Below are 14784 nucleotides of genomic sequence, written 5' to 3'. Positions count from 1 at the left end.
CATGAGAGGGAGATCTATTCTGTTTTTTCATTAACAAATTAGGCATGCATGGTATGTGTAGCACCCGGATTAGAGGCAGTCATAATCCGGGAGTCCTTGTCACATTTACCCGGTCTCAATCAAGGGTCCTAGAATAAAACACTCTTAGACTTTACAGAGCCAGGGAACATACCTCTTTTTCAAGAAACAAACCTTTACTGTTTGGCAATTTATTCCAGACTTTCCGCTTACGCGTTAGTTCATGTTCTTTCGAAAACCAAGGATTGGTTTTAGCTATATTATAGCTTCAATTTGCCGCAAATGTCGCTCAACCGAACCTTTATTCTTATCTAAAACAGCAGTAGCATTTTGGATCATTTGCTGTCGGAGCATGGGATCTGCATTTAGCTTAATAATTCCATCAATGACTTCTTTTGCACTTCTCATTAACAAAATACCTTGAGCCGCCTTTAACTCATCACAAATATCTTTAAAATTATGGGTTTGATCGCCACTTAACACCGGAACATTCATCGCAATAGGCTCTAAGACATTATGCCCGCCGACAGGAACAAGGCTTCCACCAACAAATGCATAATCACTAATTTGATAAAATCCTAAAAGCTCACCTAAGCTATCGAGTACAACAATCTCATTTTTCGGATCCAGTGTCTGCAAATCAGATCGGAACCCGGTTTTAAATCCCGACTGAATACATAATTGATAAACAGCTTGAAATCGTTCGGGGTGGCGCGGAGCGATTAATAAAATTACATCCGGAATTGCTTCCTGTAGACGCTTCAATTGGGGCAAAATCTGTGCTTCTTCATTTTCATGGGTACTTGCTGCGATCACTGTAATACGAGCCGATCCCCAGTGTTTTTTTAAATCACTAAAACGTTGGCTTTCGATGCTATTCGTTTGTAAATCAAACTTCATATTTCCTAATACATGTACTATATCCTCTCTAGCCCCCAAAGTAATATAACGTCGTGCATCCTCTTCTCCTTGGGTCAAAATAGCAGAGAATTTATTTAAAACAGGTTTAATGAGACATTTAATTTTCTTATAACCTTGTAAAGAATCATTGGATATGCGTGCGTTAGCAAGCAATAAAGGAATTTGAGCTGTTTGTGCCTGATAGATTAAATTAGGCCATAACTCTGTCTCCATAATCACACCAACCCGAGGTTTAATTCGTTGGTAAAAACGTTTCATCACACCAGGAAGGTCGTAGGGTAGGTATTGATGCATTACCTTATTACCAAAATGAGTTTGTACTCTTTCTGAACCTGTTGGAGTCATCGTAGTCACTAATAATGACCAATTTTTATCAAGCATGGCATCAATCAAAGGAATGGCAGCAATAACTTCTCCTAAAGAAACAGCGTGCACCCAAACATCAACCGGTTTATACTCATAGGTACTTAAGAAAAAACGTTCTGCTATACGTTTTCGATAAGCGGGTAAGCTTTTCCCTTTCCACCATAATCGTACTAAAATAAAAGGGATAAGCAGATACATTAAAAAAGAGTAAAAAAATCGCATATAAAACCAAACCCCAAAAACGACAGTATATACTTAAAATATGGTATAAGGCGATAAAACGACATAATTTAAAGGATCCTCGCAGATGACTTTTCGGGACTTCTTTATCATAACTACCTGGTGGGGGAAAATTATTGGCGCATGTTTTGGCTACTTAATTGCCGGCCCCACGGGGACACTCTTTGGTCTATTAATAGGTAATTTTTTTGACAGAGGTTTATCCCAATATTATTCCAACCCTCATTGGTATTATTACAGTGAAAAACGCAAAAACGTCCAAAAGACTTTTTTTGAGGCGACCTTTTCCATTATGGGACATTTGGCTAAGGCGGATGGCCGCGTCACGGAGGCAGAACTAGACATTGCACGTCAATTCATGGATGAAATGCGTTTAAGTAGGGAACAAAAAAACTTGGCGAAGCATTTATTTAATGAAGGCAAACAACCCGGTTTTAATCTTAATGAGATCCTCGAAAAATTAAAAAAATCCTGTAAAGATAATAGGGATTTACTGAGATTATTTCTCGATATTCAATATCGAGCAGCTTTAACTGACGGTTTTAGTACAAAAAAAATCCAGATTTTAGATATTATTTTTTCCAAACTGGATTTTGCACCACTGCACAGACAATACCGTTTTTATGAAGATTTTGGTACTAGTTATTCGTACGAACAACCCAGGGAAGATGAGCCACAATCACGAGAATATTCATCCTCTGAGTCCTATTCTTCATACAGCAGATATAATTATCAATCCACTAAAACCAATTTGGATTATGCGTATGCTCTTCTAGAAATATCGCCTAATGCAAGCAAACAAGAAGTAAAACGTGCCTATAGACGTTTATTAAGCAGAAATCATCCAGATAAATTAATTGCCCAGGGATTACCTCAAGAAATGATAAAAATTGCTAATGAAAAAACTCAAAAAATAGTAAAGGCATATGAAATAATTTGCTCCAGTAAAGGATGGTAGGAGTCCATTCGCGAAAATCCCTCGCTTGGCTCTTGGAGATGAGTTTAGCCAGAACTTACGAAGTTATTTCTCTTGCTTACGTTTAAATCCTAATGCTCGTAAACGCTGATCGACAGTAGGGTGTGTTGTGAATGCCGTGTTAAGTGACTTCACAGGATCAATATCTGAGGGGTCAAAAAGATAAGAGGCATGTCTAACTTGCTCATGAGCTGTATGTCGGTACTCTTCTGCATAACGTGTTGCATATTGTTTATGATCAACGCTTATCTTAAGTAAAGCACGAGCCAAAGGCTCATTATTACGCATTAACTCCACACATCCCGCATCCGCCATATATTCTCGTGTTCGACTTAAAAACAAGGTCAATAAGACGGTAATTAAAGGCACGAGATAGCGTAGAATCATAATAACCATAAACAATCGATTATCTTCGCGCCGCTCATCATCGCCTCTAAAAAGGACAGAATAAAATAAAACATCAACAGCCATTAAGAGAATATTACTCAAGACAGCAACTGTTAATGTTAATCTAATATCAAGATGGCGAATATGGCTTAGTTCATGAGCCATCACGGCCTGGACCTCTGCTCTATCTAACTTTTCCATTAAGCCTCGAGTAATTGCTACCATTGCCGATTTTTCACTATAACCGCTTGCAAAAGCGTTCATATAGTCAGCTTCAATAATGTACACACTAGGCATGTATTCTAATCCAGCAGCAATCACCATTTCTTCTACGACATTATAGAGTTGCTTTTCTTGTAAATTATTCGCTGATTCCGGAGTAATTTCGCGATAATCGGTACCCAATAACATAATCCGATCATAAAATGCATAGGTGATAATTAATGAAACTACGGCAAAGCCAACCATAAGAATGGTGCCATAAGGAATAACTTGCAGCTGGAGCAATATGAGAACACTTTGTTCAAGAGTAATATGAGGAAAATAAAGCGCTTGTAATATAGCAACATCAGCGACGCAACCAACAACAAAATAAATTCCAACGTAAAACATCATCACCAATAATGTCTTGCGCTTATTTCGCCGAATTTGGTCACGCCAATCTACAGCTTCACTATCATAATCTTCAAGACTCATTTTTAAACTCAAAATTTCACGGTATAATCTTCTTTAACTTTAATCTGCTCCTCAGAAAGTCCCCAATAAACAAAATCCTTATCCAGGGAAGAAGGAAATATAGATACTATTATTGATTCAAAAAATGATTTTTTCTTCGCATTATAACGCTCTATAGCGTCGTTGTATGCTTGTTTCGAATAGGCTAATTTGTTTTCGGTATTGACTATTTCCTCTTGTAATTGCATTACATTTTGGCTTGCTTTTAAATCAGGATATCGCTCAAATACCACATTAAGGCCGGATGCAATTTGAGAGATTTGATTTTCTGCAGCAATACGTCCCTGTTCGTCCCCTGAGGCTTTTGCTGCTTGAGCTTGATTACGTAGCGCTACTACATCTTTTAAAGTCGTTTGTTCGTAATCCATATATTTTTTTACCGCTTCAATTAAAGACTCAAAAACTTTAAATCGACGATCCAATTGAATATCGATTTGTTTTTTATCATTATTAATTGCTTCAATAAATTGAATTAGGGTATTGTAGATACTAATAGCCCATATCAAGATAAGTACTACTATAACTATTAAAACAATAAAGAAAGTACTCATTTCTATGTCCTATGCAAAATTTCCTACAATTAAGTTATAGACCTAAAATTATAAAAAAAACAGGATAACTAAGGTAAGGTTTCTACACTTTTATCTATTATTAGTAAAGAAATAAATGAATTAATTCCTGTAAAATAGAGTTGACTATCAACGGATTATAAAATGAGATAAATCAATGAATAAAAGTAAATTAGGGTGGTGCATCCATTTTTTATCCTACTATTTATGTTGGATAGCCTGCTTTTATTTTGCAGCACAAAACGAAATATACCTTGGGCCAATTATTGGGTTTTTGATTATTGCAGTGCAAATTAGTTGGCAATTTATTAATCGCCTGCCTTATTTAAAAGCGCTTTATTTTGCCCTTTTTATTGGTCTAATTGGATCTATTACCGATACAATTTGGTTGCACCAACACTTTATCTATTTTAAAGCCAACCCTTTTTCTCCTTATTTCACCCCTCCATGGATGATATGTATTTGGTTAAGCTTTGGCTTAAATTTGATAATTCTTAATGAAAAATTGACGCGGTATTATTTCATTTGGTTTTTGCTTACTCTTTTTTTGATGCCATTTGCTTATAAAATTGGTGCCACATGTAAGATAGTGGTTATCGAACAAACTTACCCCTTTTATTTCTCTGTAGGAATTACCTGGGCCATACTTTTGCCTCTAAGTTTTTACCTGTATCATCGTTTTAAGGAACTCGATGCGGTTAAAGCGTAACTTGTTTTAATTAACCTGCGTTCAACGTAAAGTCACTTCCGTAGAATTCTAAATAGAGTTTTATGATGCTTGCAAAATAGGTTTCAAAAATTTTCCCGTGTAGGAATGCTCACATTCAGCTACGTGCTCAGGCGTTCCTGTAGCTACAATACGTCCGCCTTTACTGCCCCCTTCAGGTCCCAGATCAATAATCCAATCTGCGGTCTTAATCACGTCCAAATTATGTTCAATAATAATTACGGTATTTCCCTGCTCGCGCAAACGAAATAGAACAGCCAATAACTGCTTGGTATCGTGGAAATGTAAACCTGTCGTTGGTTCATCAAGTATGTATAAAGTACTTCCAGTATCCCGTTTGGATAATTCACGCGATAGCTTGATTCGTTGTGCCTCTCCTCCTGAAAGAGTCGTTGCACTTTGCCCCAGTTTGATGTAAGACAAACCGACATCCATCAACGTTTGACATTTCCTGGCCAACACAGGAATCGCCGAAAAGAAATGGCTCGCATCCTCAACTGTCATTTCTAAAACTTCATGAATATTTTTTCCTTTATATTGAATGTCCAAAGTTTCTCTATTATAGCGCTTGCCTTTGCATACATCGCAGGAGACATAGATATCCGGAAGAAAGTGCATTTCAACCTTAATAAGCCCATCTCCCTGACATGCCTCGCAGCGGCCACCGCGTACGTTAAAACTAAAACGTCCTGGCTGATAGCCACGGGCTCTAGACTCAGGGGTAGCCGCAAATAATTCGCGAATATGGGTAAAGATACCTGTATATGTAGCAGGATTAGAACGAGGCGTCCTCCCAATTGGACTCTGGTCAATATCGATCACTTTATCGCACAAATTTAATCCTAAAATTTCTTTCGCTGATCCTGGGGTATATAAACTAGCTCTATTTAACAAGTTTGCTGCACTCGGATATAAAGTATCATTAATCAAACTCGATTTACCTGAGCCAGAAACTCCCGTAATACAGGTAACTAAACCTAAAGGAATACTCACATCAATACCCAGTAAATTATTACAAACCACCCCTTTTAGGTGGATCATTTTTTCTGGATTTACTGCTAATCGAGTTGCAGGAATGGAAATCGACTGCTTTCCTGATAGATATTGACCCGTTAATGACGCTGGATTTTGCATCACCTCCTGAGGTGTGCCACTAGCAACAATTTCACCTCCATGTACACCTGCACCCGGACCTATATCTAAAACAAAATCAGCATTACGAATAGCATCCTCGTCATGTTCGACAACAATAACCGTATTCCCTAGATTTCTTAGGTGCATTAAGGTTTTTAATAATCGATCATTGTCACGTTGATGCAAGCCAATGGATGGCTCATCCAGAATATACATCACACCAACAAGGCCAGAACCAATTTGGCTGGCTAAACGAATACGTTGTGCTTCACCACCTGATAAGGTTTCAGCGCTGCGCGCTAACGAAAGATAATCCAAGCCCACATTAACAAGAAAACCTAATCGCTCAACAATTTCCTTATTGATTTTTGCGGCAATCTCACCCTTGTATCCCGTCATACGCAAATTTTTAAAAAAATCATACGCGTTCTCGATCGAATAGGCTGTAATTTCAGGTAAATTTTTATTATCAATAAAGACATGGCGTGCCTCAACACGTAATCTTGCGCCCTGGCAGCTCAAACAAGGTCTGGACGATAAATATTTGGCAAGTTCTTCACGAATCATTCCTGAATCAGAATCACGATAACGTCGTTGCATATTAGGAATAATACCTTCGAATGAATGACGCTTTACCATATGTCCGCCCCCAGGCCTATGATATTGAAACTCGATCAGTTCCTGTCCACTTCCATACAAAATAACTTGGCGGATATCTTCAGACAAATCGCAAAATGCAGTATTTGTATCAAACCCATAATGCGCCGCAAGTGACTCCAGCATTGAATAATAATAGGTAGTTTTTTTATCCCAACCACGAATAGCCCCCTCAGCTAAACTTGCCGTTTGATCATGAACCACCCGCTCTGGATCAAAAAATTGATCCACACCGAGCCCATCACAACCAGGACACGCACCTACCGGATTATTAAACGAAAAAAGTCTGGGTTCTAATTCACTGAGGCTATAGCCACATTCAGGGCATGCAAATTTTGAAGAGAATACCAGTTCATTGAATTGATTATCCATGGATGCCACGAGCGCGAGGCCCTCGGCTAAATTTAGGGCATTTTCAAATGACTCACTGAGTCGTTGGGCAATTTCTGGCCTCACTTTAAAACGATCCACCACTACTTCAATAGTATGCTTTGTGCGTAAACCTAATTTAGGTGGGGAATCCAATTCATAAAGCTCACCATCAATACGAGCTCGCACATAACCTTGGGCTTGTAATTGTTGTAAGAGCTGAACCTGTTCCCCCTTTCGTTCTCGAACTACCGGTGCCAAAATCATCACCTTGCTATCAAGAGGCAAAGCTAAAACCTGATCAACCATTTGACTAATGGTTTGTGCATGTAAACTCACATGATGGGTCGGGCAACGTGGCTCTCCAACTCGGGCATAAAGTAACCTTAAATAATCATAAATTTCAGTAATAGTCCCAACTGTTGAGCGAGGATTATGAGAAGTTGCTTTTTGCTCAATAGAAATGGCGGGGGATAAACCCTCAATAGAATCAACATCAGGCTTTTCCATCATAGCCAAAAATTGTCGGGCATATGCGGATAAAGATTCTACGTAACGGCGTTGTCCCTCCGCATATAAGGTATCAAAAGCTAAAGAAGACTTACCCGAACCAGATAACCCTGTAATGACGATCATTTTATCTCGTGGTAAATCCAAATCGAGATTTTTTAAATTGTGGGTTCTTGCGCCCCGTATAGAGATAACATGCATATATTTCAATCAATGACTTAAAAATAGCCTATTGTTTTTTTACTTAAAGAGGCTAAATTATAAGATAATACGATAAAAATGTGGAGCATTTAACCTAATTAAGTATCTGCACAAATAGCTCGTATTTTTTTAGACTGTTTTTATCAGGGGTTTAAGTTTATTTTGTACGCATTTCAAACTCCTAATTATGCTACAATGAATACATAAATCATTAATTTTGAACTAAAAAAGGATTTTAAAATGAAATCTCTTTTACAAAAAACACTCCTATACCTTGTACTTGCTACTTCCTCGTTGAACCTCTATGCGCAAACTGATGCTGAAGTGTGCCAATGGGTAAAACAAATTATCCTGAATACTCTGTCCATAGATTACAATTATAAATTCAAAGACCATGTGGCATTTCGTAAAAATTATTCAGATAACGCCTGGAATGCTATATTCGTATTCTTAGGGGGATACGTAAAAATTGTAAGGGCACAACATCTTACCCTTAACCCTAAATTTGCAACGGACCCCTTTGTTGAAAGTGAAGGAGTTTCTAATGGAGTCCACTATTGGCGGGTTGATTCAGTTGTGCTGGTTCCTGAACTAAATGAAATGGTTGCCTTTTCCATGGTAGTAACAAAACCTTTTGATCGTTTTATTATTCAAAGCGTTGATATGGTAAAAAAGGATAATCCATGAACCTCTTGACCCGTTTTAAGTTTTTTCTCTGGAAGTTCGGTCATTTTAAAGTACCAATGATTGGTTATTTAAAACCTCGCATCATAAAACTTAACAATACGGAAATAGTCATTCGTTTGCCTCTGAAGAGGCGGAGTCGCAATCATTTAAATTCGATGTATTTTGGCGCCCTTTCGGTAGGAGCTGATCTCGCAGGAGGATTACATGGCTTTTATCATGCAACCCAAAAACAATGCCAGATCTCCCTTGCTTTCAAATCCTTTCAGGCGCAGTTTTTACGCCGACCAGAATCAGATGTCTACTTTGTCTGTTCTGAAGGCGCATTAGTTGAAACGATGATACAAGAATCAAAAAATTCAGGCGAAAGGGTTACCAAACCGATTCATATAAAAGCGTTCACCGATTACCCAACCTTGCAAGAAGTTGTTGCGGATTTTATTTTAGAACTCTCGATTAAAGTTCATTCTTAAGGTTATTGGCCTGAACGCGCCAATCTGCGAATGCATCGTATTCTATTTTCTAAAAAAATAACCTATCCCCATGCACCCTCTGCAAACTAATTCTACTGACTTTTTTATGTTGATTCATTGATTTATCGATAGTTTTAGATGAAAATATTACCAAACTGAAGTATTCTTAATACTGACTTAAGTATTGTTTTGTAAAATGCTTGAGATCAAATCTTTTGGGTATCTGTAATGATTGAAGAATATATAAAATTATTAGAGTCATTTAAACGAAACCAGATATCAAAATTATTAGAACGCATTGATACAAAATTATTTGAAATCCTCTACAGCAAACACGTTAGCCCACGCTTAATTCCTTTTTTTCCACGTTATGAACTTTGTTTCATGACCGATGAAACAAAATTAGAACCCGGTAAACTCTATGTTAGGGAAAATCAAGGAAAAATTACCTATTCGGTCATAGCCCCCAATGGCGAAACAATCGAAGATGCGGTCTTGGAAGAACCTGCTTCCCCGTCCCCTTTTAAATATAAGCTGGCGTTAATGTCTGACATGGTGACGCCTCAAAAAGGTTTCTTTTATGTTCGTATGTTGAATGAGGGATTTGAATATACGGTGATTGATCCTAATGGAAAAACAGTTACCGGCCTCATAAAAAAAGAAGAACTTAAAGTGAACCCGAACTCTAATCTTTCTTTTGAAAATTTAGAGTCATTAATGCCCGAAATTATCAATCTAACGGCAAAAAAGAAACATACCCACCCATTTGTATTAACCGCACTTAAACCAAATATACTTTCAGCTGTTGCAAGAAAAGGCCATATTCAATGGGCCCCCTTTACTGATTACTCCCTCGATCCTGATAATATTTCTCAGATTAAGAAACTAATTAATGCGCTTTACCATGGGCGACGCACCTTTATAGATTTAGAAAATGCTGATGTTAGAAATAAACCTTATACTGATTTGAAATCACTTTGGAATAAGACTGTTGATTCAGCTTACGAAGCAAGCTATTTGCTGACTCATTTAGATGTCGATTTAACAGACATGTTTAGTGAAGAATTAGCCGTTATATTGCCACTATTCAGTCAAATCCAGGGTTTTACAGAAAATCATGTAGAGGAACAACAGGCTATAGTAGACGCATTACAACCTAAGCCATTAGCTTACAATGCAGGAAAAGTGGCTGGGATTACGGTTGATCAATTGCGCCCTCTTGATGGGGATGTGGACTATAATTTTCTAACCCAATTCAGTGCGGTCTTACCTAGTTATATTGATAAGCTAACCCAGCATATTCAACAATTTTCATCTCAAATTAAAGAATCGGAACCTAAACTTAATAAAGAAAAGCTAGACGAGTTACAAAATGCCGCACTTCACTTATTAAATGATTTAGAGAGTTTAAAGGGTGGCAGCGTTTTTGTTTCACTTAAGTTCTTAAACTACATCCATATCATACGCAATATTATTACCTTATCCATGAGCTCACTGGAACAAATAGGAGAGCTAAGTGATTCATCCCAGGATTTAGTCCGTGATAAATTAGCCTATTTAAAATATAGTTTAATACCCACTTTATTTGGTTTAGTCGACAAAATTGAAGATAATGCCATGTTAAAACCGGGAACATTGTCAGTTCCCCTGATGGAAAAAGTGAAAGTACTCTATGAGGCAATTCTTTATCTGCCTAAAAAAGCAGTCGACTTTAAAACTAAGGGAGCAGAACTACTTGAGATTGAGGATCCACGCTTTATCGAATCAAGATTGGAAATGTCCTACAAGCGAATTGATAAGGCAAATAAGGCATTGTACAAAATCCAGAAAGCACGGGAAGCCTGTTCCCAATTTTTCGAAATATTAAATGATCCTCGTTATACAAACGTTCGGATATATCAGTTTCCCCCAGAGGTTAAAAAAGAGCTGATAAAAAATTATAAATTGATTAGTCCTTACATGTCTAAGCTGGACATTGATTTCAATACATTAATTATTGAAAAACTCAACGCAGAAAAAGAAGATTGGAACTCTTATCTAAAGAAACCATGGCGTTTGCTCAGGGGACAATATCCCGCAGATCATATACGCTTTGTTTTAGAAAAACAAAAGGCTGTGGAAGATTTAATTATAAAAGCGGAAAACAGCCAACTCTTTCATATTAATTTAAATAAAGATCTCATCGAATCAGTCCACAAAAACACCAAATTATTTTTATTTCCTTATAGTGAAAAAGAAAATGTCTATTCTCTTGATGAGTCCGGACCATTACAAATTGAAAAAGACATCCATAAAAAATTCAAGCTTACGAAAGCCGAATTTCAACGTGTACAAAATGCCTATATTCGTTTTGCCCAAATAGTAAAAAGACAAATAGCAGCCCAGCCTGAACTAGAAAACAATTTAGCGTTGAATAAGCTTGAAAGCACATTACAAAATGAATGTCAGCGCTTATACAACGTCTTTCAGCCTTATCTGTGCGCGTTTACCACATATCAATATCAAGATGCAGCCAAAAGCCTAGAGCAACACTTGAGCGAATTTTTTACAAAAAAAACAAATACAGATGCCCCAACTACAAAACTTTTTCTTAATCTTGATAAAAATATCCAGGAGTTTTTTAATCAAATAAATTATGACTGGTCTAACAAAAGTGAACTTCAACAAGCTCAATCTGCTTATATTCGCTTTTCACAACTTATAAAAAAACAAATAGATGTTAAACCAGAACTTTATGGCAACAGTCTGCTTCTCACTAATCTTGATGAAGAGACCAAAAAGCAATGTCAAAATTTTTATCAAACTTTTAAACCCTATTTCAAGTTTTTGGTATCATCTGATCTTAAAGATTCCGCGCAAAACTTTGAACAATATTTAGTTGATTTATTCGCTAATAAACCCTTGGATATTTTAGACGCCCCAGCTACTTCTTTATTTTTAAAACTGGATAAAGAGATTCTGGTGTTTTTTGAAAAATCGAAAGAGAAAAAGGATAAAGAGTTCTTTACCAAATGGAAAGATAAAAGTGAATTTTATTACGACTTTTCGAAAAAGAGTTTTCTTTCTGAAGAGGAATCAAAAAACTTACAAATTAAACGCGAACAAGATGCAAAGCTTCATTTTAAAAAAGAAGAAAGTAATAAAATACTTCAAAATCCTGAGCAATTGAGTGCTGATCAGGCTCTTGATATGTGGCAGTGGTATCGAAATAAATATAATAAATTTTTAGTTGTTCGAAATGCATATGCCCAATTTCTAGAACTTATAAGACCTCAACTTAGCGGAAAAAAACTACTCCTTGAGAATCTTGATCCTCAAGTAAAGGAGCAGTGCCGTAATTTGTATAGTATTTTCCAATCCTATCTTCTTGGTGCTGTCCCTGTAGAAAATAAAGAAGCTGCGCTGGAATTTGATAAATATATCGTTGATTCATTATCAAATAGAAAGTTAAGCAACAAAGATAAGCCCTCGATACATACATTCAGGGACTTAGACCGCCATTTTCAAGTTTTTTTTAGCAGAACTCATAGAAAATGGCAAACAAGGGCTCAAACCTATTATGATTTGGCCCAAGAAAAATTTATTCTTGAAAATGAGCACAATGATCTAGATCCCAAAGCAAATAAAAGAGCTCATTATGTCATTTCACATACTAATTACTCAAAAGCCATCCATGAGTTTAGATCATCCTTATTTGAAATTACAAAACTATTTAATAAAGCAATGAGGGCCGAATTAAGACCTCAAAACGCAGGGGTTCCTTTCCCCGAAATGGAGAATGACAACCGAAGATTAGCGCAAAGCAAACAGGTATGTGCTTTAAAAGATATATTTAACAGTATGTACCATCTGGAAGGCATTGTTCTTGAATTAGAGAAATTAAATAATAACAGTGCTAAAAGTCTTTATGTATATTATTTATTACAAGCGTATGGGCACGTTAACGAAATCATTAAACTAACCCAGCGCTTAGTTGCTGATCCTCACCTGGGATTCATTGCTCGCGAATTGCAGGATAAAGCCCAAAATCTATATGCAACTATCCAGGAGCAATCCGATGCATACCAAGTTGGTCCAGAGCAGGTTCGTTATGGCTCACCTACGGTACAATATAATGCACTTTGGTATGTCCTTAATGCCTTTTATATAGGACCTAAACACATAAGGGCCTTAAACAATACGAATTATCTAACTACAGAAGAACTCGACGACTTACATATTCGCGCTAAAAAAGCGACTTTATTCATTGAAAACTTGATAAAAAGCTCTGACTCTTATTTCAAATTGTTCTTGCAAACACCAAACATGATTTATCTGTACCAAGAGCTAACTCAAAAACTCAATGAATTCACAACGACATCTCACGACGCGGTTCTTAACAACATAAACCAAATGCAATCTGCGGTATTTACTCCTATGCTTCTTGAAGCGGATCTTTGGGAAAATAGATTGGGATTAGAACCGGGGAAACTATCAGAACCTTTAAGACAAATAACCAATGAATTTTTTAAGGGATTACTACACCCGTTTGGCTTAGACTCCAAAACCCATCTATCCTTAGTTTGTGATCAAGAACCCTTGAGTAAAAGAACGGTATTGACGAACAATCAAATTAAAAGTGCGAAAAAGTATCTTAAAAATATAGAAAATGAATATAAAGATATTGAAGATTTATACCAATGTTATCTTTTATATCATGATCCTGAAAGTATTTTGCCATCAGAAGAAGAAACAAAGAGAAATAAAGAGAATTTACGGATAGCCTACCAAAAAGCACGCCCTAAAATTGTAAAACTAATACAAGATAAAAAAATTAATATTGAACCTAGCAATTATCCTGAAGATCTTGCACTTGATGAACTCTGTAATTCCGGATTAAAAACTCATCTTAATCCTCCCACTCAAGTCGAAGCATTAATCAAAGCAAGCCATCATTACTATTTAGGTTTAAAAGCAACCCATGAAATGAGACTTGCTACTGCGGAAGAAAAATTAACCTATCTTACTGATTTAGTTGGAGTTCAGGAAAAAGAAAATACTACGTTTGTTGAACAATATACTACAGAATCCTTTGATAAGCATTATACACTTTATTGCAATCGACACATTGGACTGCAGTACACAGACAAAGAGTATCAAGCTAAGTTAGAAAAATACTTGCTTAATTTCAGAAATGAAATCATCGCTGAATCAAAAACAGCAAATGATATTAATTTAAACATACAAAAACGGTTAAAAGAAAAAATTAGTCTTTTTGAAAAAAGACATTACGCCGAATACTATCATCTTGATTCAGTCCGAGTCGCTTTAGCCCAATTCAAAAATTACTTTAGTTATTCTACGGTACAGATACAAAAAAATAATTCATTATTTGAAAGTGAAACAACTTTAAACCAGAAAAGCAAATGCATCAAGGAGCTTGAAGATATTGCAGAAACCCCCCATTTAGAGGTAAAGGAACGTTTGGATCTGATTAAAAATAAAGTTAAAAACCCTAATTTTGAACGTATTATCCTTAATCACAGACAAACCAATACTTTTAGTTTTAATTTCTTAAAAATATGTTTCCTATCTTTGTTAGAGGCATTGCATTTATATACTCCAACTCGCAAAAAACTTTTGGATGGTGTCAATAATGCAGTGCATCACCCTCCCGAAATAAGTGAATTGACAAAGCGCTTTGGTTTGTTTGTTTCTGCACCTACGAAGGACGTCACAAAAAAATATGAAGCACCAACCCTCATTACAGCTCCTACAGCTTAAACGTTCTATTAACTATGTAGCGAGATAGCTTGAGGCAAATCCATAGTTTATATT

9 protein-coding genes are annotated in these 14784 nt (G+C 36.5%); 5 read left to right on the top strand and 4 right to left on the bottom strand.

The features are described 5' to 3' along the window. Window positions 1-273: 273 nt before the first annotated feature. Entirely contained in the window at window positions 274-1527 is a 1254-nt protein-coding gene (gene waaA, locus EKG34_RS06395; RefSeq protein WP_003632979.1) for a lipid IV(A) 3-deoxy-D-manno-octulosonic acid transferase, read from the bottom strand. Window positions 1528-1612: 85 nt separating this feature from the next. On the opposite strand from waaA, the gene djlA reads away from it, so the two are divergent. Further along, window positions 1613-2503: a co-chaperone DjlA gene (gene djlA, locus EKG34_RS06390; RefSeq protein ID WP_003632980.1), complete on the top strand. Its 891-nt coding sequence runs from the start codon at window positions 1613-1615 to the stop codon at window positions 2501-2503. Window positions 2504-2566: 63 nt separating this feature from the next. Here djlA and htpX read toward each other — a convergent pair whose 3' ends face one another. Both htpX and EKG34_RS06380 read right to left on the bottom strand, forming a co-directional pair. After that, window positions 2567-3604, bottom strand: coding sequence for a zinc metalloprotease HtpX (htpX, locus tag EKG34_RS06385; protein ID WP_003632983.1), 1038 nt, complete (start codon window positions 3602-3604; stop codon window positions 2567-2569). 8 nt (window positions 3605-3612) lie between these two features. After that, window positions 3613-4194 (bottom strand): LemA family protein, encoded by a 582-nt coding sequence (locus EKG34_RS06380; protein ID WP_003632984.1) that lies wholly within the window; start codon window positions 4192-4194, stop codon window positions 3613-3615. Window positions 4195-4369: 175 nt separating this feature from the next. Here EKG34_RS06380 and EKG34_RS06375 point away from each other — a divergent pair, with 175 nt between their 5' ends. Next, on the top strand, window positions 4370-4921 hold the full coding sequence (locus tag EKG34_RS06375; RefSeq protein ID WP_003632985.1) for a DUF2878 domain-containing protein: 552 nt from the start codon (window positions 4370-4372) through the stop codon (window positions 4919-4921). 60 nt (window positions 4922-4981) lie between these two features. Here the strand turns inward: EKG34_RS06375 and uvrA are convergent, their stop codons facing one another. Further along, a complete protein-coding gene (gene uvrA / locus EKG34_RS06370) occupies window positions 4982-7810 on the bottom strand; it encodes an excinuclease ABC subunit UvrA (RefSeq protein WP_003632986.1) in 2829 nt (942 codons plus the stop codon). A 240-nt stretch (window positions 7811-8050) separates the two neighbouring features. Here uvrA and EKG34_RS06365 point away from each other — a divergent pair, with 240 nt between their 5' ends. From EKG34_RS06365 to EKG34_RS06355, 3 genes are all read left to right on the top strand, one after another. Then, window positions 8051-8497, top strand: a complete 447-nt coding sequence (locus EKG34_RS06365; protein ID WP_003632987.1) for a hypothetical protein — start codon at window positions 8051-8053, stop codon at window positions 8495-8497. Beyond that, the gene (locus EKG34_RS06360; protein ID WP_012978817.1) at window positions 8494-8967 is read left to right on the top strand and encodes a PaaI family thioesterase; all 474 of its coding nucleotides are present in this window, start codon (window positions 8494-8496) and stop codon (window positions 8965-8967) included. The genes EKG34_RS06365 and EKG34_RS06360 overlap by 4 nt, the downstream gene beginning before the upstream one ends. 228 nt (window positions 8968-9195) lie before the next feature. Beyond that, complete coding sequence (locus EKG34_RS06355; RefSeq protein ID WP_003632989.1) at window positions 9196-14730, top strand: hypothetical protein; 5535 nt, start codon at window positions 9196-9198, stop codon at window positions 14728-14730. The last annotated feature ends 54 nt before the right edge of the window (window positions 14731-14784 follow it).

Origin of the sequence: Legionella longbeachae, assembly GCF_004283175.1 — a bacterium.
GTDB classification, from domain to species: domain Bacteria; phylum Pseudomonadota; class Gammaproteobacteria; order Legionellales; family Legionellaceae; genus Legionella; species Legionella longbeachae.
Note: the sequence above shows the minus strand (reverse complement) of the source record. Positions and strands in the feature narration are given on the sequence as shown.